This window comes from Tenacibaculum sp. Ill (assembly GCF_051938915.1).
Classification (GTDB): Bacteria; Bacteroidota; Bacteroidia; order Flavobacteriales; family Flavobacteriaceae; genus Polaribacter; species Polaribacter larymnensis.
Genome location: NZ_JBPSCW010000002.1, coordinates 2,637,079 through 2,657,962, shown reverse-complemented (window position 1 = coordinate 2,657,962; position 20,884 = coordinate 2,637,079). Strand labels below are relative to the sequence as shown.

Sequence of the window (20,884 nt, the reverse complement as noted above, 5' to 3'; positions counted from 1 at the left end):
TGTAGTTTTATAGTACAAGTGATAGCTACATAAGTAAGTATTATGTAGGTTATTATTTTTATTTGTTAAGAAGAGGAGGCTAAAGGTGGGCTTTAAAGTTTTTAAATAAAATATAAAGAGGAATTAAAGATGTTACATGTCTCTTTTTTTGATAATTGCTTATTGTTTTTCTAGGGAGGCTCTCAATAAGGCGAGGAGAGAAGTTAAAAGCTTTATTCAGAAAAGCTGGTGAAGTTTTACTATAAGATACTATTTGTACTAATGAAGCATCAGTAATTTCACTATCATAGCAGTTTATTTGACTGTGTGTTGTTTGACTTTTGTTAGAAACCTCTGTTTGAGGAATATTAAGTTCTGCTTGTATAAAGTTTCTAACTTTACAAGGAGAAAACAGTAATAAAATAACTAACCCTATTGCAGAGAATAGAGTAGATATATTAAAAGTTTTGTAAAGTTTTCTCATATTGTTGTAAACTTATAAAATAAACCGAGTGTAGTTTGTTATAGTTTTCTTAATAAAGTTATTGTATTTGCAAATGTTCCATTTCTTTACCTGCTAATACTTTTTCACCAACAACTTTAAAGCCAAGTTTTAAATATAATTTTCTAGCATTAGGATTTTCTTTATCTACTAAAAGACCTAATGTTTCGTTCTTTTTATGGACATATTCATTGATTAAGAATTGTAATATTTTAGAACCAATGCCTTTACCTTGGTAGTTAGGGTTTACACCAATACAATCAATATAATATTCTCCAGACTGGGTTTCGTCTTCATATGTTAGTTCTTGGTTAAACATCTTTTTTAGCAATGAAGCTACTGGTTTTCTCAGCTCTTTTAAATCTGCACCATTATAGATGTTAGTTGCGGCAATAGTTTTATTGTCGCTATCTATAACCCAACAGTTTTCGTAAGAGTACTGATTGTTTTCTTGAATAATTAACGATTCTAAAAAATGAAGTGCTTTCTCTGTAGAACTTTCTCCTATAAATTTATAAACAATGTCTTCCATTGCTAATAACATATAAGAAGCAATTTCTTTGGTGTCTTTGGTAGTAGCTTTTCTAACAATCATTGTGAATATTTTAATTGACTTTATTTCTAACTAATCTAACACTCATACCAAACGATTTTCCTTTATCCTTTTTTGTGTATGTTATAATTTTTTCTCTGTTTCCAGATACAGCAAACCCTTCTTTAAAACTTATGTAGCTGGCAGTGTTTTTATTAGGTGTTGTTGAACTCCAGAAAGCATAAGCTCCTTTTCCCCAAAAAAAAGTAGAGTCAATTTCTGTAAATACTTGTTTATAATTAATTCTGTCTTTTTTATTTTTATTGATAGATCGATATTCTTTTATACTAGGAACTCTCCAGTCGCTGAATCCTGCATAGTTAATAGAGTTCATTTGTTCTTGCCACTCAAAAACTTCATTCCATTTATTTAAAAACCTTTTCTCAATTGTACTAAAATCTTTTTTCATCCAAACCAAGTTTGTAGTAGAGTCTAGCACAATTAGAGTAGAATCAATAGTCTTTTGGTTGTTATCAGCAGTAACTTTTTCTACTTTTACTTCAGGTTTCTTTTTAGCTTCGTTATTTTCTTTTTTAGAGTTCTTACATGAAGAAAAGTTAAGTAGTAAAACAGCAAGGATAAGTATTCTCATTTTCTTAAAATTTCAATTTTTACAAATTTATGAGTCTATAAATTAACTTCTCTTGTTTTATTTAAGTTTATGTGCTAAGATCGGTATCTTCCCATTCAGTACCGTTAGAAAGCATCCATGTTAATGAATGTCTACGTTCATGTATAACTCCTCCATTTCCAATAGGGTCGAAGCTATCAGGAGCAGTGTTTCCTCCTAGTTGAGCACTTCTTACTGCATTGTGTAAGCAGTAAAATAAATCCTCTTTTTCTACCAGTTTTTCTTTCTCTAGAGTGTGTTGCTGAGGAAGCCAATCACTAATTAAAGTATCAAGTGAGCATGTATGATTTATTAAGATTTCCTGCATTTGCTCTCCTGTCATCATTTGACCAGAGATCTCAGGTTCATCATAACCAAAGTACCAAGCAAGTGGCCATGTGTTTTCAAACTTCCAACCAATAGAACTTCTTAACTCAATATCATTTCTAGAAGCATCAAGTATTTCTTTTTCTTCTGTGGTCATGTAACCAAGAAGTTTATTTTGATTAATGAAGTTAATTATTTTTTCGTCAGGTAAGTTTTCTGAAGGCACCATAAGCCATAAAACAAGAGCTTTTATAGCGTGGAGTCTTCCTGCAATTTCGTCAGCAGGTCTTAACTTTGTTTCTCTGATTGTAGGAAGAGAACTTGCAGGACGAAATCCAGCGTCAAGACAAGTAGCAATTGATTGAGATCTAATTGTTGAAGAATCTCTTTGAGTTACTTTAGGTTTAGGGGTATTATTTTTTGAAGTTTTTTTCCTGTTAAACCATCCCATAGTTTGTTTTTTTATGTTTTAAAATTATAGCTTATTTTTTGGTGAAAATATTTATAAAAGCAACAGGTATTGATATAAAGTTTGTTAAAATATAGCAAAGATTGATAAGAATTTTGTGTTACAACTGCCTTTATAAATTGAGATTATTTGGTTACATGCTTTTATTCGTATAAACAAAACTTAAGTTATTTTGCTTGTAATTAGATTAATGTGTTGAAAATGATAGTTCTATGGTTTTAGGAGGATTTACAGTTTCGAGAAAAGTTTGACGCGCTTGTTTAAAGTATCTATATTTGAGCTCTTAATGAAAATGATTTTAGATGTTAGATTTTGTGATTATAGGTGGTGCACAAGCAGGCTTATCCATGGCTTACCACTTAAAAAAGATGGAAAAAAGTTTTATAGTAGTAGATGGAGAAGAAGAAATAGGAGCCTCTTGGCTAAATAGATGGGATTCTTTAAAACTATTTACACCAACAGAATATAATCACTTACCTGGTTTAAAATTTAACGCTCCTAAAGGGCATTATCCATCTAAATATGAGGTTAGCGATTACTTTAAATCGTATGTGAAGAAGTTTGACATTCCTGTACAACTAAACACATTAGTTACTTCTGTAAAAAAATCGACTAAAGGATTTCATGTAATCTATAATGAAGGAGAAATTCTAGCTAAGAATATAATTGTAGCAACCGGACCATTTCATATACCGTACACACCTCCTTGTCATACTAAACTATCTGAAGAAGTATTACAAATGCACAGTAATTACTATAAAAATAGTAAACAGTTACAAGAAGGAGATGTTTTAGTTGTTGGAGGAGGAGATTCTGGATACCAAATTCTGGATGAAATATCTAAGGATAAAAAATCAAAAACGGTTTATTTTTCCGGTGATACAAAGGTGAAAACCTTACCTCAGCAATTTTTAGGTAAAACTCTATGGTGGTGGTTTACGCTTATAGGCTTTTTAAAGTTTAACAAGTACAGTTGGATAGGAAAAAAAATAAGCACATCGTTGCAACCTGTAATTGGTACTGATGTAAAAGAAATTTTATCCCGTGAAAATGTAGTTACTGTAGGAAGAACCAAAGATGCGTTAGATAATGAAGTTGTTTTTGAAAATAAAAAAGTAACATCAATAAAAAATATTATTTGGGCAACAGGATATCGTCCTAACTTTAAATGGATAGAAGGTTTGGAGTTAGATTCAGATAATTATCCAAAAAATTATAGAGGAGTAAGTAATATTGATGGATTGTATTTTATAGGTTTACCTTGGATGTATACACGTGGTTCTGCTACTCTGGGAGGTGTATCAAAAGATGCAAGTTATTTGGCTGATGTAATTAGTAAAAAATAAATTTTAAGTATAATAACAAAACCACTAAAAGTATTATTTAGTGGTTTTGTTAGATAGGTTTATAAAATTAAGGATACTTCTCTTAAAAATAAGTCTAATTACTTAATTAGAATATTTAAAATCTTTGCACTTAAAAATAATCCAAAACCAAATACGGTATGTGTAATTAAGCTCATTACTCTAGCTTTGATTGGGTCAGGAACATTAGAAGCGGCAATACCTAGTCCGAAAGCAGGTTGCATAAAAAAGAAAGGAGCTATAACAGTTACTATCCCTATGATTAAAGCTGGTAAAAGAGTAGGGTTCTCAAGCCATTTTTTATCAAAAATAAGTACTAAAAGTAAAGCGAACATAATTCCAATCGTATAGTGTGCAATCCAGCCAATTATATGTTCGTGTTTTATAGAGGGAGCGGTAAATATTGTATGGTGAGAAAACTTACCATCAAAAAAATATCCAATCCAGCGGCCTAGAAACTTGTAGTTAAGAGTTTTTATACCAAAGTAATTCAAGATTATGGAGTAAATATCCATAGTTGCTGTTGCTCCAATACCTATTAAAATTGTTTGAAATAAATTATTCATGTTGTTTTTTTAGACAAAAGTAAAATGGGTGAAGAATGTGGTGATAGGACAAAACGGAGAAATAATAGGATAAATTAATACAACTTAACTAAATTTAGTAGCTTCTCTTTACTGTTTTGGTTGTTAAAACAAACCAAAATCTTATTACATTCGCAGTATGCAACAAACAACAAATACAATAGTAATGGTTCGTCCTGCAAGTTTTAGGATGAATGAACAAACAGCAGTAAATAATTATTACCAACAAGAATTGTCAGGAATGTTACCTGCATCAATTAATGCTAAGGCACAAGAAGAATTTGATTCTTTTGTAGAAAAGTTGGAAGCTATTGGTGTTACTGTAGTAGTTGTTGAAGATACTAAAGAACCAAATACACCCGATGCATTGTTTCCAAATAATTGGATTTCTTTTCATGAAAATGGAGATGTTGCTATCTATCCAATGTTTGCAGATAATAGACGTTTAGAGCGTAGAGAAGATGTACTAGAGATTTTGGAAGAAAAAGGGTTTGTAATAGAAAATGTTGTAGACTACTCTGAAGCAGAAGAGGAGGAGGTTTTCTTAGAAGGAACTGGAAGTATGATCTTAGATAGGCACAACAGAAAAGCGTATTGTGCTTTATCTCCTCGTGCAGATGAAGAGCTGTTTATTGAATTTTGCGAAGATTTTGAATATACTCCTGTAATTTTTACAGCAAACCAAACAGTTGGGGGAAAGAGAGAAGCTATTTATCATACAAACGTAATGATGTGTGTTGCGGAAAGTTTTGCGGTGGTATGTTTAGATTCGATAGATGATAAAAAAGAAAAGAAAAACTTATTAAAGCACTTAAAGTCGGATGGAAAAGAAGTTATTGCCATCTCAGAACAACAAGTAACACAATTTGCAGGAAATATGTTACAAGTTAAAGGAATGAACGATGAACGTTACTTAATAATGAGTTCCTCTGCTTTTAATTCGTTGAATTCTAATCAAGTTAAAGCTATAGAAAAGCACAGCAAAATACTACACAGCTCTCTAGAAACTATAGAAACCTGTGGTGGTGGAAGTGCTCGTTGCATGATGGCTGAGGTTTTTTTACCAAGAGCCTAAGCAACCATTGTATTTGAAACTTTATAGTTTTTATAGTACTGCATTAAGATAAAAGAACAGATTACTGAAGAAGCAATCCCTTCAATAGCTAATGCAAATACAACTAGTGGTAAACTTAAGTTCTGCCCCCAGAAAGAAGACTGTTCAAGTATTGTCATAAAACCAGCATCTATAAAATCTACATATATAATAAGGCCTAAAATGGTTAAGGCTACAGCAATTATAGAGGTTCCAATTCCTAATAAAAAATTGCTAAAATATAACGATTCGTGGTTTATAATGATATTGGTTTTTATAGCTCTGTTAATACCATAAAGAACGAAAGCAAAGTTTAAAAAACGCAGTTCGGAAACATCTTCCAATCCAAAAATTTTCATAATTAGAAAGAAGCCAACAATGCCCGCAAAAATTAGCAGCGCATTGCTAAATATGATTTTATTGCTCGCCATAATAGTACATTTTAAGAGTTAATCGTCTTAAAAGTACAAAATAATGATATGAAAATCAATTATTTATAGTAAAGCTTCTCTTAAAATTGTTACTGGGTGTTTTGCTATACGCTTTGTTCCGTCATAAATTTGATGGCGGCAACTCGTACCAGCGGCTACTATTTCAGTATCAACCGAACAATTTCTAACTTTAGGAAACAACGTATCTTCCCCCACTTGCATACTTACTTTATAATGCTCTTTTTCATATCCAAAAGATCCAGCCATACCGCAACAACCGGTATTCATAATTGTTACTTTATAGTTCTTAGGAATATTTAATATAGAAAAAGAAGCATGTGTACTAGACAATGCTTTTTGATGACAATGCCCATGTATTTTAAGTTCCTTTGTTTCGTTACTAAACTTAGTTGTATCTATAGAACCATTAGCATGTTCGTTCGCTAAAAACTCTTCAATAGTAAAACAATTTTCAGAAAGCTTTTTGGCAGATACTTTATCATCTGCTAAACGTAAGTATTCATCTCTAAACGTTAAAATAGCAGAAGGCTCAATTCCAACGAGTGGTGTTTCTTCAGAAATTAATTCTTTAAAAATCGTAACATTCTTATTAGCAATTTCTTTAGCATCCTTTAAAAAACCTTTAGATATATAACTACGTCCGCTTTCTTCATGATCTACAGTTTTTACTTCGTATCCTAGCTTTTCTAACACAATTACAGTGTCTTTACCAATTTCAGTATCGTAGAAGTTGGTAAATTCATCATTAAAGAGATACACGGTTTTTTTTGAGTTTGTCGATTGGTATTTTTTCAACCAAGTACTTAATGGTTGTTTAGCTAATTTAGGAACAGAACGTTCTGTAGCAACTCCCATAACTTTTTTAGCTAGGGTAGTATTGGTAAAGAAATTCGTTAGCACAGGGAACTTACTTCCTAATTTATTGTATTTGGAATTGTTAGCAAACAATTTACTGCGGAAAGAATACCCGTTTGTTTCTTGATATTGGTATAAGAATTCTGCTTTCATCGAAGCAATATCTACATTACTCGGACATTCACTAGCACAAGCTTTACAGCTTAAACATAGGTCGAGAATATTTTTTAATTCTTTAGAATCGAACTTGTTTTTACCAGTATTATTGGTTAATACTTCACGTAATGTATTGGCTCTTGCTCGCGTAGTTTCCTTTTCGTTACGAGTAGCTCGGTAACTTGGGCAGAGTGTTCCCCCAGCTTCAGGAGATTTACGACAATCACCTGAACCGTTACATTTTTCAGCTAGTTTTAAAATACCTTCGCTATCTGAAAAATCTTGAATGGTTTCTATCTCAGGTTCATTTCTGTCAATTTCATAACGTAAACTTTGATCCATCGGAAAAGCATCCGTAATTTTTCCTTTGTTGAATACGTTATTTGGATCGAATGCCTTTTTTATTCTTCGTAATAGTTGATAGTTTTTATCACCTATCATCAATGGAATAAACTCTGCACGCACAATACCATCACCATGTTCACCACTAAAGGATCCTTGATATTTCTTAACTAACTCAGCAGTTTCAGTAGTTATTTTCCTAAAAAGTACTACATCTTCCTTTTTCTTTAAATTCAAAATAGGACGTAAATGTAACTCACCAGCTCCTGCATGTGCATAATACACTGCTCTTTGTTGATATTTATCCATAATTTTAGTGAATTCCTCAATATAGGTAGGTAAATCTTCTAGGGCTACGGCAGTATCTTCAATACAAGCTACTGCTTTATCGTCTCCCACTATATTTCCTAATAATCCTAAACCAGCTTTTCGTAGTTGATGTACTTTAGCAATGTCTTCACCATACACTTTAGGGTAGTGGTATCCAAAGTTGTTTGCTTTTAAATCTTCAATAAGTTTATCGGCTAGTATTTCTGCTTCTTCAATGGTATCGGCAGAAACTTCTAACATTAATACAGCTTCAGGATCACCTTGTAAAAAGAAACGATTCTTTGCTTGTTCGCGATTGTTTTTAGTGCAGTCTAAAATTACTTTATCCATCAATTCACAAGCATAGAGTTTGTGTTTCATGGTAGTAACGGTAGCTTTTAAACTTTCATTTACACTAGTAAAATGTGGACACACCATAATACTTTGGATAGGAGGTAAGTCGTCTAGTTGAATGGTAATAGCGGTTGAAAATACTAAAGTACCCTCACTTCCTGATAAAAACTTAGCAGGGTTGATAGTTGGTTCAGTTCCGCCAAATAAATCGGAAGTTAAAAACTCATCAACAGCATAGCCTGTATTTCTTCGGTGAATGCTTTCCTTTGGGAATTCTTTTTTAATTTCTTGCTGAATAGCTTCTTGAGAAAGTTCAGTATAAATAGCACGATAGATGTTTCCTTCTAACGAATTTTCTATTTTCTTTTGGTTGAATTCTGCCGAAGTAATTTCAGAAAAAGTAATTTCACTTCCATCACTTAACAAACCTTGAATAGCAATGACTTTATCACGGGTAACTCCGTAACGAATAGAAGTACTTCCTGAAGAGTTGTTACCTACCATTCCACCAATCATACAACGGTTAGAGGTTGAGGTATTCGGACCAAAAAACAATCCGAATGGTTTTAGGAAGCGGTTTAAATCATCACGAATAATTCCTGGTTCTACGGTAATGGTTTTGTTAATTTCATCAAAAGCCAATATGTTGGTAAAGTGTTTAGAAACGTCAACAACAATTCCATCTCCTACACATTGTCCAGCTAACGAAGTTCCTGCAGTACGAGGAATTAAGGTAATATTGTTCTTGGTAGCAAAATCAATTAACAGTTGAATATCTTGTATATTCTTAGGGTAGGCAACAGCTAGTGGGATTTTACGATATACTGAAGCATCGGTTGCGTAAATGTTTTTATGTAGGTCGTCAAAAAATAGTTCGCCAGTTAATGATTTTTTGAACGTTTCTAGTTGTGTAGTTTGTACCATTATCTTAAATGCCTAAAATGTGGGTAGTGTTGTTAATTATTCTATTGGAATGTGACGCTTAAAACAGGTATCGAAACATATAAAAGTATCGGTTCCTGCCACTCCTTTGATTAAATGTACGTTATCGTATAGTATTTTTTGTAAATGTTCATTGTCTCTAGCAAAGATTAAAATAAAAATAGCGTAGTAACCGGAAACAAAGTTACATTCGGTTATTTCGGGTATTTTTTCCAACTCATGCATTACTTCTTTAGCAAAGCGAGCTTCACGTAATCGGATACCTGTGTATGATTTGGTTTTATAACCTAAGTTCTTTTCTTCTAAAACAAACTCAGCATTTTTAATTACCCCTTCGGCAGTAAGCTTTTTAATGCGTTGATGAATTAAGGAGTTGGAAACTTTTAATTCTTCCGCAATTTGTGAATAGGCTTTACGAGCGTCTAAACGTAATTTTGAAAGTATTTGTTTGTCTATATAATCAAATTGATTTTCCAAAAATAATTTTGTTAGAATAAACTTAATATAAGCTACAAGATAAACAATCGTTTTTAACGAAAAAAAGTGTAGCCGATAATGCAAATATACGGCTACACTTTTTCAATATTCTATTTTATGATTAAGCATTTATTACAGCTAAGCAGTTTTGTATGCTTTCATTTTGCATATCTTCATACCATTTTGTTAACTTATAAACAGGTTCACCTAAATCTTTTTCAAATAATGATTGATTAGAAGTGCCTTCATATTCACGCTTAGCATCATCTGTACCTAAGTTTGAAGCAAAAATTCCTGCTGCACTTACAGGTAAGAAGTCTTCGTAAACCATAGGTTCTATGCTTAAATAACCATCCTCTAATAATTGGTTTACATCTTCTTTTGTGTACACTTTATCTTTAGGTAAGGTTTTTACTTTATCGGTGGTAAAGTAATGGAAGTAAGCCAATTTTTTTGATTGTAACTCTTCGTAGTTATCAGGGAAAACTTTAAAATTTTCTGCTAATAATTTATTGTATTCTGAGGCATTTTCGGCAGTTGGTGATCCACCAATGGCTTTACGTGTTTTACCTAACAGTTCATGATACAAATCAAGTCCTTTTTGAGTTAACGCTACACCACGTTGTTCAATCTCACCAAAACGAGCTTTGTGTTCACCTATTTCCTCTTTTTCAACATTGTTTTTAAAAGTTACTTTTTCGGTCAATGCCTTAAAACTTGTTTGACGTAGTAAAATAGGGCATTTTCTTGCAGGAGGTCCTTCTATATTGTCTTTTGGTGGAATATTACGATCCTCCATACTTACTTGTACCTTGTCTATGTCTAAAGTTCTAGGGGTTAGATGGTTGATGTGAGGTCCTTTGAAAGCAACAACATCAGCAATTAATCTGTGTTGATTTAGTAAAGCTTCGTACATTTCATAATCTACAGTAGCAGTATCGTGCCAACGAAAAGTTTCTAATGCTTCTTGAACAAAGGTTTCGGCATCTTCTTTATTTAAACCTCCTTCTTTTTCGGATTTATCAATGAGTTTTAAAACTTTTTCTGTAAAAATTTGACGTTTTTCTAAAATAGTTTCAACATTGTTACGAAGCTGAGCATCATCAATTAAATCTAAACGTAATAAAGAGGTGAAAACTCTGAATGGAGCTTGGTTAAGAGCTGTACTTTCAATAGCTCTAAACGCCGTAGAGTGAACAGGAACACCAGCTGGGGCTAAATCATAGTAACCAACAGAATACATTCCCATAACCTTAAACAGACGTCTCATTGTAAATAGTTCATAGGGTTTGCCTAGACGGATTGCTCCGTGACGTTCCATATTTAGTCGAGTTAATTCTCCTGTATGTGCTAACTGTTCTTCAATTTCTTTAGACTCTGAAAGAACGTTTTCATTTATGTCATGAACCAAATCAAGTAGATCACCATAAAGTGGTACCTCTTTCTTGTACATATCAGACATAATTTTAGAGAAACGGTTACGAATGTACTCTGGAGAGACAAGTCCTTCAGCCGTATTAGTAAAACTTTCTAGTTTATTTTTTGATGACATAGTTTATTGAGATTTGCTACAAATTAAATGAATTTAATTTTTTTTAGTGTCAATAAAAATGAATTTTGTTTTATTGGTGTTTATTTTGAGTTGATTTGCTTTTGTTAATGCTTTTTTTAAAACCAAAAAGACAACTTTTTACTAAAAAGTGTTTTTTAAAAGTCAATTTGACTTTATTCCAGTTGTATGAGTCTTAGTGAAATATTCTTGAGTTTTTAATTCTATTAGAGAATAAGCATTGAGTGTATGTTGTTAAACAGTAAATTAAATGTTTCTTACCATTGTTAACTTTCAATGATATACGATGTTATTAATTTTATTTTAGCACCTTTTGCCCCTTTGAAAAAATAAAAGTTAGAAAAAGCATACTCTTTTTTTGTTTTCTGTTTTAGTGATTCCATTTACAGCCCCTTCTTTTCCGTGAGATAAGATTTGTTTAAGTGTTAATTCAGTTACATTTTTCTCTTTTGTTTTTTTTAACTCTTTAATAAACTCTTTCTTTCCTTCAATTTTTCTATCGCCAACTATATTCCAAACTATTTCATCGGTAACACTTTCGGTAAGAAAATCCAGTTCTCCTTTTGCTAGGGCGATATTGAATTCTTTTAAGAATGTCATTTTAGGTGAATTTCCGCAGTTAGGGCTTGAAATAATTTTAAGCATAATGTTATTTTTTATGAATAGTCTATGTTATTTCTCTACTTTAAATATTTTTTCAAAAGCATTGTACACGGCTTCATGTAAAGCATCTCCATGGGTTTTGTCTTCTAAAAAATCGAAATAAAGCTTCGTCTTTTTAGTTTTTTTACTCAGTAGTTTATCATGTAGTTCTTTGGCAGTTCTTTCCATGATTGGCCCTTCTTTACCAACTGCAATATATATACTCTTCTTAGTGTCGTACTTTACTGGTGTAAAGATTAAAAGTTTTTCAGCATCCCACCAAAGACTGGGGCTTACAATTATATAGTTATTAAAAAGGTTAGGGGTTTTAAATAAAACTTCTGTAGTTAAAAGTCCTCCAAGTGATTGTCCAATTAGTGTTTTATTATTTGTAGTTCTGTAGTTAGTATCTATAAAAGGAAGGAGTTCTTTTTTAAGAAATTGAATAAACTTTTCAGATTTCCCTGAAGTAGGAAATTCTTTTTGGTCAATTTCTATAGAAGAAGGATATGTAAAGTCTCTTTTTCTATCTACATTTCCAATACCAACTACTATAGCTTCAGGAAGCATATTTATCCATGGAAAAGAACCAAATTGTACAATTCCAGCAATGTGAATAAAGTCTTCATCTTTAGAACCATCTAATAAATAAATCACTGGATACTTTTTTGATTTATCAATAACGTAGCTTGTAGGAAAATAAATATTTAGTGTTCTATCTTCTTTTAAAATAGTCGATTTTATTTGAACAGTTTTTCCGATGGAAAAGTCACTCTCATTAATTTTTTTAGGAATATTTTGAGCAAAGGTTGAAAAAGCGATTAATAGAGCAACAAGTAATAAAGTTTTCTGTTTCATATTGCTAATAATAATGGTTATTGTACAATTATGTAAATATAACAGACTTTTACTCAATAGATACTATATCACCATCTTCAGGAAGGTAAACGTTATAATATAAGTTATTTTGTTTCAATATAGTTTTGAGTTTTTCTCTAGTTAATGGGCAATGATTAATAGCTTCCATATGATTAGCAACTACTAAACCCGATGAATTTCTTATAAATTTTAGAATATCGTCTACGCTCATAATAAGTTGCTTGAAAAGGTCAAATTGAGCAGCTCCACAGGCTAATAAATTAATATCTGGTTTATAATTAGTCAATACTTTATGCACAGCGTCAGTATAAATAGTATCAGAGCTGAGGTAAATAGTTTTTTGATCAGGAAGTTTTATATAGAAACCTAATACATTTCCCATTAGTTTAGCTACAAATCCGTAACCATGTTTTGCAGGAATACCTTCTATTTCTCCTTCTAAAAAGGGTTGTTTTTCCCAGTATTTTAAACTTTGAACAACATTTAGCCCTCTCTTTTTAAAAGCCTTCTCATCCTTTACACTACAGGTAACAGGAATGTTATTTTTGATTAAAAACTCTACACCAGCATTATCTATATGATCTGGATGTTGATGAGTTATTAAGCAATGAGTTACTTTTTTTAGTAGTGCGTGTGTTTTTTGGGGAAGTGGAACAGTTGGGTTTTTTCTAGCTTTATGTCTAAAGAGAGTAAATGGAGGCATAATTCCTTGGTTACCGAGCATTGGATCAACAAGAATAACCTCTTTTTCAGTTTCAATAATTATAGTAGCATTTCTTATTTGGTGTATATGTAACATGGTATAACTTTTTAGTTATACAAATGTCTTTTTTACACTATTTATTTTCATTGATTCAAATCAAGAAATACGTTTTTTAATTCTGCTTAACGTTTCTGGTGTTACGTTTAAGTAAGAAGCTAAATGATATTGAGGTATGTTTTGTATCCATTCGGGTTTGTAAATAAATAGCTCGTTATACAATTCCTCAGGTGATTTTGTTATACGATTAAACTCTAGTTTTTCTTTTTGTTTTAAAAGCTTTTGAAAAGAAGCTTCAACAAAGGTTTTACCACATTGATATTTTTCTAGTAAATCAAAAAAGGGCTGTCTTTCAATACTTAAAATTTCTACAGAGGTTAAGGTCTCTTGGTTTTTCTTGGTAGTGGTATTTTGACTAAAAGTTAGTAAATCGGAAATAAACTGAGGTTTTACATAAAAGTTAATATTGATTTCCTTGTCTTCATTTGCGTAATATTCTCTTACAATCCCGCTATTTAAAAAGCGGAGTTTTTTTTCTTTAGAATTTTCTTGAAGTAAAATAGTTCCTTTAGTATGTTCTTCAACTTTAAATAAAGTAAATAATTCATCAAGCCCATGTTGATTTAAAGGAAACTCAGTTTGGAAGAATTTAGAAATTTCTGAAAATTGTTTCATTAATCGTGTTTTTCGGTTCCAAATGCTAATGGTTTAGAATCTTTATCTAACAAAAATAAAGAAAGGTTTACAAATGAAAATATTATGCTAATAACTGAGAAAAAAGTTAATGACATGTTTATATAGTTTAAGTTGTCAACTTTAAAAGTTATTGCGATTACAGAAGAAAGTCCAATAACATAAACTATTAAACAAAGAAAGTAGTTGAAAAAAGAAAAAGTAGTGTTTTTTAATCTCATATAAACCAATTTTAAATACCATATAAAAAGTATACATATTACAATTAAGGGAGGTAAAAAAATGCCGTAACTTAAAGTAGTTATATTTTTATTAATGCCAAGTAGTAGGGTAATTATGATAAGACCAAAAAGTATTGCTATGTACCATATACCTAACTGTTTAATGAATTGATTAATAGTTAAACTTCCTTTTTTATAAATATCTTTTATATAAGGTTTAGTCCCTTTAAGGATAGAAAGGAAGAGTATTGAACTTATTCCTAAAACAACATAAGAAAGGATGTTAAATGCATGAAAAGCCTTTATTTGATTATCAATTTCTATTTCCATTAAGTCAGAAAATACCCCTAGGCTAGTGGTTGGTTTTAAAAAAACAACATCAAAAAGAAGAAAAATAAGTATTCCAACTAAAGCACCTACCCATAACTTAGAATTTAAGTCTTTTACTCTTTTAATAGTTAAAGTTAAAACACTGTAAAATAAAATAAAACCTACAGGTAAGCTAGGTATAGTAAATGGTCTTATAACTTTATGTGTAGCTAATAGCAGAGCACCTTTTGAGCTTATAATCGACGTAACACTATTAATTATAGTAAAATCAAGAATAAAAATAAAAGCTAAAAAGAATAGAACTATTATCCCAAATAAAAACTCTTCTTTATTAATAGTTTCTCTAGGGTCAAATAGTAGTTTTATTATTTTGTAATTCATAACTGTTTTATTGGGGTTTGACTAAACAGGCTGTGGTTTGTTAAAGTAAAAACTAAATGTTGTTTGTGTTGGCTAGATTATTTTCATTCTTCTCATTTAATTCTAAATAATTATCTTTTCCGAATGATATATAATACAAAGGGTATAGAATGATAATTCCTGCAAGGATTAGAAAAATAAGACTTTTAGAAAACATAAATAAAGCAACAAATACCATCATAACAGCTCTTATAATTCCTTCATATTTAAAACTATTAAGAGTTAAAGTTACGGTTTGATCGTCAGTAACATTTATGTTGATTTTTTGACTACCACACCAAGAGGCTTTGGCGTAAACTTCATATTCACCATTTTCTAACTCATATTCTTTATCTTCCCTTTTTATTAAACCTAGTTCTTTTTCGTTAGCATAGATTTTAGCACCAACTGTGCTCTCAATTTTAATTTTTCCCATTTTAATTTTTAAGTTGTTTAATGTATTGTGTGTTTCTTTTTATAGAATTATTTAACTAATTCTTTTGTTTTGTTCCAGAGGCTCTTTCCTTTATTCTTTAGGTCTTCTGTACTGGCATACTCTTTTAGGTTGTCAATAAAGCTTTTTAGATTATCAATAGTTTTAAATATTTCATTTGTATGTGGTACATTTTGTTCTTTCATTATTTTTTTCCAATTCACCTTTGATAAAATTGAGTACATGTATTTTGTAGCGATTTTACTCAAAAAGAATTTATCATAAAAACCATTTAAGACCTTACCTGACTCTCTGTTCTTAACATATTCAATAGATTCATCTATTCTTTTTTTATCTTCTGAAGAGAGCAGGGTACTTGTTTTAAGTTTGGATAAAGAAGCAATTGCTTTTTTGTTTTCTTCGGTTTTTAAATATAAATAAGTTTCTATTGACCAAGTAATTTCATTATTTAATCCAATTTTATTAGCATCTTTTAAAAATGCTTCAAAATCTTCAAGAGCACGTTTTTCATCAATTTCTCTATCCATCATCAATCGGTCAAAACCTCTGAATAAATGATTTAATGAATGAAGCCCTAAATGAGTATTTTCATTATCTAAATTTCCCCATTGAAAGAAAGCTCTTGTGTAGGGTAAATCCACCTCTTTATTGTTGTTTAACCAGTTAATATTTCTTGAAATTTCATCTTCAGATAAATAATAAAGGCCTTTTTCGAAAAACAAAAATCCTCTAAAGTATTGTAGCAATGTTTTAATTTCAGAATCTGGAAGTAATTCAGGATTTGTTTTTGTGCATTCGTAAAGTGATACTTCCTTACCCAAGTCTTTACTTAATATTACAACTGCACTTAAAATAGCATGCTCTATATTTTGAACATATTCTTTTTTCTTCCCTTTATAGTACTCTCTTTTTTTACTGATAGAATCTCCGTAAATTAGATTAAAAGAGTCTACTAATGTTGGAAAAATATCTTCATCAGTTTTCATAATGAAGTCTTCCATTCTTTTATAGTCACGGTATATTAGAATGTAATCTATGAGTGATAAACTTTCGGGGTTTTCAACATCATATTTTACAACTTTATTAAAAATCCTATCAAGATCTTTTTTAAAAGACTGAAATTCTGTAGAAATAGTATCTTTTTCAGCTGAAGATCTGATTAGAATTTTACCAAATTTATAAGTGGTTATTTTGTATGAATCTAAGTTTTCTTTTAACTCTATTTTGTCTTTTTCAAGTAGTTCTTCGTCTGTTTTTTCTTTGTTAAAGCAACTAACTGTTAAAAGGAATAATAATAGTAAATAGGTGTGTTTTAAGCTCATTTTAAGAAGTATTTAATAGGAGGGAAATGGTTTGAAACTAGGATAAACCTTTCTTTTTTTGCTAATTTTACTTTAAGTTATGTATGGTTAGTTATTAACCTAACTCTTTTGTTAAATAGTGAGAAGAATGTCCTTTAGGTCTATCGTTAATTGTTGCAATATGTTTGTAGCCAACCTTTTCATAAAAAGGTTTAGCTTGCCAACTAGTAGTTTCAACAAAGACTTTTTCGCAACCATTATCTTTTGCGAAGTTTTCAGCAGATTCAATTAACTTTTTCCCTGTTCCTTTTCCGCGGCAATCTTCAGATAACCAAAGTAGCTCAATGTGCAAGGTGTTCCAAAAGCATACAGCTCTTATTCCGCCAACTACATCTCCATTTTGATTTCTAGCAAAAGTAAAAAACTTGATTTCTTCTTCTATTGGTTCAAGATCAGGAATTTTTGAATGATTAAAATCTACAATTCCTTGACTAATAGTCTTAGGGTCTTGCTCATTTGGAGTTGTGGTAGTTTCTATAGTCATTTTTTATTCTTTTTCAATTTTCAAATATAATAAAAACATAAAAGGATAATAAAATTTAACCCGCAGTAAAAAAGAAACCTTTTAATCCACTTAAAATACTTTGTACAGCATAAGAAGCCAAGATAAGCCCCATTACTTTACTAATAACTGTAATACCATATTCGCCAATCCTTTTCTGTATACGACTAGCTAATAAAAGAATTATCATAGTGAGTACTACTACAAAAAGAACGAGTAGGGTAGTAATGGTTTGTTGTTGAATAGTATATATATGGTTGTCAGTTAATAATACTACTGCCATAATAGCACCTGGTGAAGCAATTGAAGGAATTGCTACAGGGAAAATAGTAACATGCTTGTAGTCTGAAATTAAATGTTTTTCAGACTCTGGTTTTCCTTCACCAAAAATCATAGTTAAGGCGAAAAGAAAAAGAATAACACCACCAGAAATTTGAAAGGCATCTAAAGTAACTTTCATTCCTTCTAAAATAATTTGCCCTACTACAATAAAGAATAATAGAATTAAAAAAGCAATGAATGATGCGCGGATAGCTACTTTTTTCTTGTGGTATGTATCTAATTGTTTGGTAGCTTCTAAATATACAGGAACTGTTCCTAAAGGATCAATAACCGCGATTAAAAAAAGGATAGTTGTAATTATTTCTGCTACCATTACTAAAACTTGTCAAATAACGAAGTTACTTTTTTTGAGTGTAGTATCAAATATAAAAAAGAAAAAGCCAAAGCTGTGTAGCTTTGGCTTAACTAATAAAACCAAGTATTAGTATCATCGGAGTTAGCTAAACCAATGAACTAATGTTGTTAGTATCAACTATATTTTTAATGTAGGCTAATAATTTTTGTCATTAACCACTTTGCGTTTTCTTTTTTCCAGATAGCAATAAACTTACTAGGGATAGATTTAGCGTTAGGTTCTCTATTATTAAAAAACTTATGATAACCTATTTGCACTGCTCCATACTTATTAATAGGATATACTTCAATACTTCCTTCTATTAATTTACGAGTAACCTTACCACAAATATTTCTTTCAGTAGCGGCTATAATTTCACTTTTTGAAGTAGATAAGCCTCCTTTATCATGAAAGAACTCAATATCATCACTTAAAATATCTGCTTGTGCTTTCATGTCACAAGTATTGTAAGCGTTAAAAAATATACTATCCATTTTTACAATTTGCTTGTGCAAGTCGATGTCAACAGGTTTATAGTTTGGAATTTCTTGTACTTGTCCATTCATTACCCATGATAGTAAGAGTGTGTATAGCAGGGTAATTATTTTTATAAAAAAGTTACCTTTAAAGAAGAAGTCAAATAAATCGTTCATAGTTTTTCAGTTTATGCACTTACCAAGTTTTAAAGCTCAAAGCTCCTTCTTCATTATACAGTCTACGGAAACCTTTAGATATATTATCTAATGTACCGTTTGAAATAGCTATACTTCCTACATAGCCATCGTTACAATCAATTTCTAAAACGAGATTACTAATTGTTTTATCACTATTAAATTTTGAGTCAACAATATCAATATCTATGTTTTTACGATCTTTAAACCAGTCAATTAATTTGTTAAGCTCATCTTCAGTAGTTGTTTTAGAGATGATAAATTCAGCTTTTACATTATTAATTGTACTATCAAATAAGAAACTTACTTCATCATCATTATCAGAATCCCAATCATCAGAATCTTCATTATTAATGTCTTCTTTATCACAATCTAAACAATCAAAACCTTTAGATGTCATTTTGAAATGATGATTGGCCATGTCACGATCGTATACGTTTTGAACGTTTTTTACATCATCTAAAAAGTTACGAGACGAACCTTCAAAATATACAGTTGTTCCTTCTGGGATGTATAAAACAGCGTCAATTTCTTCATCTTTCCACATGTTTTTGTATTCACTAATAAAAAAGGCGTCAAAAACAATTGTGTTGTTTGCTGTTTTAAAGTTATACAGAATAGCTTCTGCATTACTATTGGCATTATGACGTTTTCTTCCTTCAGAAGTTTTTTTGATTTCTATATAAGCATTACCAGTTTCACTCTTACGAACATCAATATTTATATCATTAGAGTACTTCATTTCTTTATCATTTACATGAACAGATATTGAATTATCTCTATTGCGTAAATTGTGTTGATAGTAAATATTATCATCGTTTACTACTCGTATTTTTAAAGGTTCTTCTTGGTTGTATGTAATACTATGTTTAGAAACATGTGCACCATCGTAAGCATGTGTAGTAAAATATTCAATACCAGAGAATCCGATTGCTAATAAAGAGATTAACCAAAGTCCAAACAATGTTAAAACAGTAGCAATACCAAGTCTTTTAACATTAGGAGATAAAATTCGTAATCCTAAAATAAATAGAACAACAAAAGGAATTCCTATCAAGAAAAATACAAATGTCATTAACAACCATTTAGGCATAGCTGAATCGTAAAAGAAAGGAGGATAATGAATCATGTCTCCATCAAAATTTAAGATTTCTAAGCTACCTACTGAAAATAAAGTTAGTAGTAATGAAATGATTGTAATACCAGCGATAAATATTAATAAAACGCCCATGAACTTACCAAACACTTTGAATATGGCTAGTAAAATTTTACCCATAGTGTCTATGAAATCCTGAAAACCAGATTTAGTTTGGTTGCGTAGTTTTTGATAATCAGCATTTGAAATTTTATCCGATAAATCATGGGCGCCTTCCTTTACCTTTGATGAAAGGTTTTCAAACTCATTACGAATTTTTTTTTCAATGTTATCAATATTTACAGCTTCACCCTCCATTTGCAACTTTTCAGAAGTGGTTTTAGCTTCTGGTAGAATAACCCATAAAATGATGTATCCTATAATTCCAAAACCAAACCCAGCTAGTGTTAAAATTAGAAAGGCTAAACGAATCCAAACAACATCTACATTAAAATAATGTCCAAGTCCAGAACAAACTCCTCCTAAAAACTTATCGTCACCATCTCTAAACATTTTTTTGTTAGAGGTGTTTCTTTTATAGTTGTAAGAAGTATTTTCGTTATAAGCTTCTTCGGCTTCTGCATAATCTTCTGGTTGCCCCATGATAGCAATAATTTCTTCAATATCGCTTTCATTTACTACTTGACGAGCATCGGTAATTCTTTCAGACAATAATTCGCTAATACGAGCTTCAATATCTGCTATGATTTCATTTTTACCTTGCGGGTCATCACTTAACGAACGAGCGATGGCGTCTAAGTATCGTTTTAATTTCTGATAGGCAGTTTCATCTATATGGAAGAAAAATCCGCCTAGGTTTATATTTATTGTCTTATTCATCTTTAGTTGATTTTGTACTTGTTACTTGGTTTACTGCGTTTACTAAATTATGCCATGTTTTGTCTAATTCTTTTAAAAACATTCCGCCATTTTCTGTGAGTACGTAATATTTTCTTGGAGGTCCAGAGGTTGATTCTTCCCATCTGTAACTTAATAATCCTGCATTTTTTAAGCGGGTAAGTAACGGATAAATGGTTCCTTCAACCACAATCATTTCTGCACTTTTTAGGTTAGAGAGTATTTCAGAAGTATAGGCATCTCCTTTTTGTAAAATTGATAAGATGCAATATTCTAAAACTCCCTTACGCATTTGTGCTTTAGTGTTTTCTATCTTCATGTAATGC

Annotated in this window: 23 protein-coding genes; 2 read left to right on the top strand and 21 right to left on the bottom strand. The window is 30.9% G+C overall.

Going from position 1 to position 20,884, the window contains the following annotated elements:
* Positions 1-79: 79 nt before the first annotated feature.
* From ACTPNM_RS12510 to ACTPNM_RS12495, 4 genes are all read right to left on the bottom strand, one after another.
* Positions 80-463 carry a hypothetical protein gene (locus tag ACTPNM_RS12510; protein WP_440122141.1) on the bottom strand — a complete coding sequence of 128 codons (384 nt, stop codon included), beginning with the start codon at positions 461-463 and terminating at the stop codon, positions 80-82.
* A gap of 58 nt (positions 464-521) precedes the next feature.
* Positions 522-1,076, bottom strand: a complete 555-nt coding sequence (locus ACTPNM_RS12505) for a GNAT family N-acetyltransferase (RefSeq protein WP_440122140.1) — start codon at positions 1,074-1,076, stop codon at positions 522-524.
* A 10-nt stretch (positions 1,077-1,086) separates the two neighbouring features.
* The gene (locus ACTPNM_RS12500; RefSeq protein ID WP_440122139.1) at positions 1,087-1,665 is read right to left on the bottom strand and encodes a DUF1566 domain-containing protein; all 579 of its coding nucleotides are present in this window, start codon (positions 1,663-1,665) and stop codon (positions 1,087-1,089) included.
* A gap of 67 nt (positions 1,666-1,732) precedes the next feature.
* Positions 1,733-2,461: a DUF4272 domain-containing protein gene (locus ACTPNM_RS12495; RefSeq protein ID WP_440122137.1), complete on the bottom strand. Its 729-nt coding sequence runs from the start codon at positions 2,459-2,461 to the stop codon at positions 1,733-1,735.
* Positions 2,462-2,781: 320 nt separating this feature from the next.
* Here ACTPNM_RS12495 and ACTPNM_RS12490 point away from each other — a divergent pair, with 320 nt between their 5' ends.
* A complete protein-coding gene (locus ACTPNM_RS12490; protein WP_440122136.1) occupies positions 2,782-3,825 on the top strand; it encodes a flavin-containing monooxygenase in 1,044 nt (347 codons plus the stop codon).
* 98 nt (positions 3,826-3,923) lie between these two features.
* Here ACTPNM_RS12490 and ACTPNM_RS12485 read toward each other — a convergent pair whose 3' ends face one another.
* Positions 3,924-4,409 carry a DUF2938 domain-containing protein gene (locus tag ACTPNM_RS12485; protein ID WP_440122134.1) on the bottom strand — a complete coding sequence of 162 codons (486 nt, stop codon included), beginning with the start codon at positions 4,407-4,409 and terminating at the stop codon, positions 3,924-3,926.
* Between the two features lie 157 nt (positions 4,410-4,566).
* On the opposite strand from ACTPNM_RS12485, the gene ctlX reads away from it, so the two are divergent.
* On the top strand, positions 4,567-5,502 hold the full coding sequence (gene ctlX / locus ACTPNM_RS12480) for a citrulline utilization hydrolase CtlX (protein ID WP_440122133.1): 936 nt from the start codon (positions 4,567-4,569) through the stop codon (positions 5,500-5,502).
* Here ctlX and ACTPNM_RS12475 read toward each other — a convergent pair.
* The 16 genes from ACTPNM_RS12475 to ACTPNM_RS12400 form a co-directional block, all read right to left on the bottom strand.
* Entirely contained in the window at positions 5,499-5,879 is a 381-nt protein-coding gene (locus tag ACTPNM_RS12475) for a hypothetical protein (RefSeq protein WP_440122131.1), read from the bottom strand. The genes ctlX and ACTPNM_RS12475 overlap by 4 nt on opposite strands.
* A gap of 135 nt (positions 5,880-6,014) precedes the next feature.
* Positions 6,015-8,912: an FAD-binding and (Fe-S)-binding domain-containing protein gene (locus ACTPNM_RS12470; protein ID WP_440122130.1), complete on the bottom strand. Its 2,898-nt coding sequence runs from the start codon at positions 8,910-8,912 to the stop codon at positions 6,015-6,017.
* 36 nt (positions 8,913-8,948) lie between these two features.
* Positions 8,949-9,407, bottom strand: a complete 459-nt coding sequence (locus ACTPNM_RS12465; protein WP_241210203.1) for an Lrp/AsnC family transcriptional regulator — start codon at positions 9,405-9,407, stop codon at positions 8,949-8,951.
* Positions 9,408-9,528: 121 nt separating this feature from the next.
* Complete coding sequence (hglS, locus tag ACTPNM_RS12460; protein ID WP_440122128.1) at positions 9,529-10,959, bottom strand: 2-oxoadipate dioxygenase/decarboxylase HglS; 1,431 nt, start codon at positions 10,957-10,959, stop codon at positions 9,529-9,531.
* A gap of 354 nt (positions 10,960-11,313) precedes the next feature.
* Positions 11,314-11,622, bottom strand: a complete 309-nt coding sequence (locus ACTPNM_RS12455; protein WP_440122127.1) for a nuclear transport factor 2 family protein — start codon at positions 11,620-11,622, stop codon at positions 11,314-11,316.
* 27 nt (positions 11,623-11,649) lie between these two features.
* Complete coding sequence (locus ACTPNM_RS12450; RefSeq protein WP_440122126.1) at positions 11,650-12,477, bottom strand: alpha/beta hydrolase; 828 nt, start codon at positions 12,475-12,477, stop codon at positions 11,650-11,652.
* A 49-nt stretch (positions 12,478-12,526) separates the two neighbouring features.
* Entirely contained in the window at positions 12,527-13,297 is a 771-nt protein-coding gene (locus tag ACTPNM_RS12445; RefSeq protein ID WP_440122125.1) for an MBL fold metallo-hydrolase, read from the bottom strand.
* A gap of 60 nt (positions 13,298-13,357) precedes the next feature.
* Complete coding sequence (locus ACTPNM_RS12440) at positions 13,358-13,933, bottom strand: Crp/Fnr family transcriptional regulator (protein WP_440122124.1); 576 nt, start codon at positions 13,931-13,933, stop codon at positions 13,358-13,360.
* Complete coding sequence (locus ACTPNM_RS12435; RefSeq protein WP_440122122.1) at positions 13,933-14,883, bottom strand: hypothetical protein; 951 nt, start codon at positions 14,881-14,883, stop codon at positions 13,933-13,935. Before ACTPNM_RS12435 ends, ACTPNM_RS12440 begins: the two co-directional genes overlap by 1 nt.
* A 52-nt stretch (positions 14,884-14,935) precedes the next feature.
* Entirely contained in the window at positions 14,936-15,337 is a 402-nt protein-coding gene (locus ACTPNM_RS12430; RefSeq protein ID WP_440122120.1) for a hypothetical protein, read from the bottom strand.
* Between the two features lie 47 nt (positions 15,338-15,384).
* A complete protein-coding gene (locus tag ACTPNM_RS12425; protein WP_440122119.1) occupies positions 15,385-16,677 on the bottom strand; it encodes a short-chain dehydrogenase in 1,293 nt (430 codons plus the stop codon).
* Positions 16,678-16,771: 94 nt separating this feature from the next.
* The gene (locus ACTPNM_RS12420) at positions 16,772-17,200 is read right to left on the bottom strand and encodes a GNAT family N-acetyltransferase (RefSeq protein WP_440122118.1); all 429 of its coding nucleotides are present in this window, start codon (positions 17,198-17,200) and stop codon (positions 16,772-16,774) included.
* A 55-nt stretch (positions 17,201-17,255) separates the two neighbouring features.
* A complete protein-coding gene (locus ACTPNM_RS12415) occupies positions 17,256-17,873 on the bottom strand; it encodes a MarC family protein (RefSeq protein ID WP_099216476.1) in 618 nt (205 codons plus the stop codon).
* 167 nt (positions 17,874-18,040) lie between these two features.
* Positions 18,041-18,547: a nuclear transport factor 2 family protein gene (locus ACTPNM_RS12410; protein ID WP_440122116.1), complete on the bottom strand. Its 507-nt coding sequence runs from the start codon at positions 18,545-18,547 to the stop codon at positions 18,041-18,043.
* A gap of 19 nt (positions 18,548-18,566) precedes the next feature.
* Positions 18,567-20,540 (bottom strand): PspC domain-containing protein, encoded by a 1,974-nt coding sequence (locus ACTPNM_RS12405; RefSeq protein WP_440122114.1) that lies wholly within the window; start codon positions 20,538-20,540, stop codon positions 18,567-18,569.
* On the bottom strand, positions 20,533-20,877 hold the full coding sequence (locus ACTPNM_RS12400) for a PadR family transcriptional regulator (RefSeq protein ID WP_047789417.1): 345 nt from the start codon (positions 20,875-20,877) through the stop codon (positions 20,533-20,535). The genes ACTPNM_RS12405 and ACTPNM_RS12400 overlap by 8 nt, the downstream gene beginning before the upstream one ends.
* Positions 20,878-20,884 lie beyond the last annotated feature (7 nt).

Bases quoted from the DNA above. Each gene is read 5' to 3' on its own strand.
- ACTPNM_RS12510 (WP_440122141.1), bottom strand. From the start codon at position 463: ATGAGAAAACTTTACAAAACTTTTAATATATCTACTCTATTCTCTGCA.
- ACTPNM_RS12505 (WP_440122140.1), bottom strand. From the start codon at position 1,076: ATGATTGTTAGAAAAGCTACTACCAAAGACACCAAAGAAATTGCTTCT.
- ACTPNM_RS12500 (WP_440122139.1), bottom strand. From the start codon at position 1,665: ATGAGAATACTTATCCTTGCTGTTTTACTACTTAACTTTTCTTCATGT.
- ACTPNM_RS12495 (WP_440122137.1), bottom strand. From the start codon at position 2,461: ATGGGATGGTTTAACAGGAAAAAAACTTCAAAAAATAATACCCCTAAA.
- ACTPNM_RS12490 (WP_440122136.1), top strand. From the start codon at position 2,782: ATGTTAGATTTTGTGATTATAGGTGGTGCACAAGCAGGCTTATCCATG.
- ACTPNM_RS12485 (WP_440122134.1), bottom strand. From the start codon at position 4,409: ATGAATAATTTATTTCAAACAATTTTAATAGGTATTGGAGCAACAGCA.
- ctlX (WP_440122133.1), top strand. From the start codon at position 4,567: ATGCAACAAACAACAAATACAATAGTAATGGTTCGTCCTGCAAGTTTT.
- ACTPNM_RS12475 (WP_440122131.1), bottom strand. From the start codon at position 5,879: ATGAAAATTTTTGGATTGGAAGATGTTTCCGAACTGCGTTTTTTAAAC.
- ACTPNM_RS12470 (WP_440122130.1), bottom strand. From the start codon at position 8,912: ATGGTACAAACTACACAACTAGAAACGTTCAAAAAATCATTAACTGGC.
- hglS (WP_440122128.1), bottom strand. From the start codon at position 10,959: ATGTCATCAAAAAATAAACTAGAAAGTTTTACTAATACGGCTGAAGGA.
- ACTPNM_RS12455 (WP_440122127.1), bottom strand. From the start codon at position 11,622: ATGCTTAAAATTATTTCAAGCCCTAACTGCGGAAATTCACCTAAAATG.
- ACTPNM_RS12450 (WP_440122126.1), bottom strand. From the start codon at position 12,477: ATGAAACAGAAAACTTTATTACTTGTTGCTCTATTAATCGCTTTTTCA.
- ACTPNM_RS12445 (WP_440122125.1), bottom strand. From the start codon at position 13,297: ATGTTACATATACACCAAATAAGAAATGCTACTATAATTATTGAAACT.
- ACTPNM_RS12440 (WP_440122124.1), bottom strand. From the start codon at position 13,933: ATGAAACAATTTTCAGAAATTTCTAAATTCTTCCAAACTGAGTTTCCT.
- ACTPNM_RS12435 (WP_440122122.1), bottom strand. From the start codon at position 14,883: ATGAATTACAAAATAATAAAACTACTATTTGACCCTAGAGAAACTATT.
- ACTPNM_RS12430 (WP_440122120.1), bottom strand. From the start codon at position 15,337: ATGGGAAAAATTAAAATTGAGAGCACAGTTGGTGCTAAAATCTATGCT.
- ACTPNM_RS12425 (WP_440122119.1), bottom strand. From the start codon at position 16,677: ATGAGCTTAAAACACACCTATTTACTATTATTATTCCTTTTAACAGTT.
- ACTPNM_RS12420 (WP_440122118.1), bottom strand. From the start codon at position 17,200: ATGACTATAGAAACTACCACAACTCCAAATGAGCAAGACCCTAAGACT.
- ACTPNM_RS12415 (WP_099216476.1), bottom strand. From the start codon at position 17,873: ATGGTAGCAGAAATAATTACAACTATCCTTTTTTTAATCGCGGTTATT.
- ACTPNM_RS12410 (WP_440122116.1), bottom strand. From the start codon at position 18,547: ATGAACGATTTATTTGACTTCTTCTTTAAAGGTAACTTTTTTATAAAA.
- ACTPNM_RS12405 (WP_440122114.1), bottom strand. From the start codon at position 20,540: ATGAATAAGACAATAAATATAAACCTAGGCGGATTTTTCTTCCATATA.
- ACTPNM_RS12400 (WP_047789417.1), bottom strand. From the start codon at position 20,877: ATGAAGATAGAAAACACTAAAGCACAAATGCGTAAGGGAGTTTTAGAA.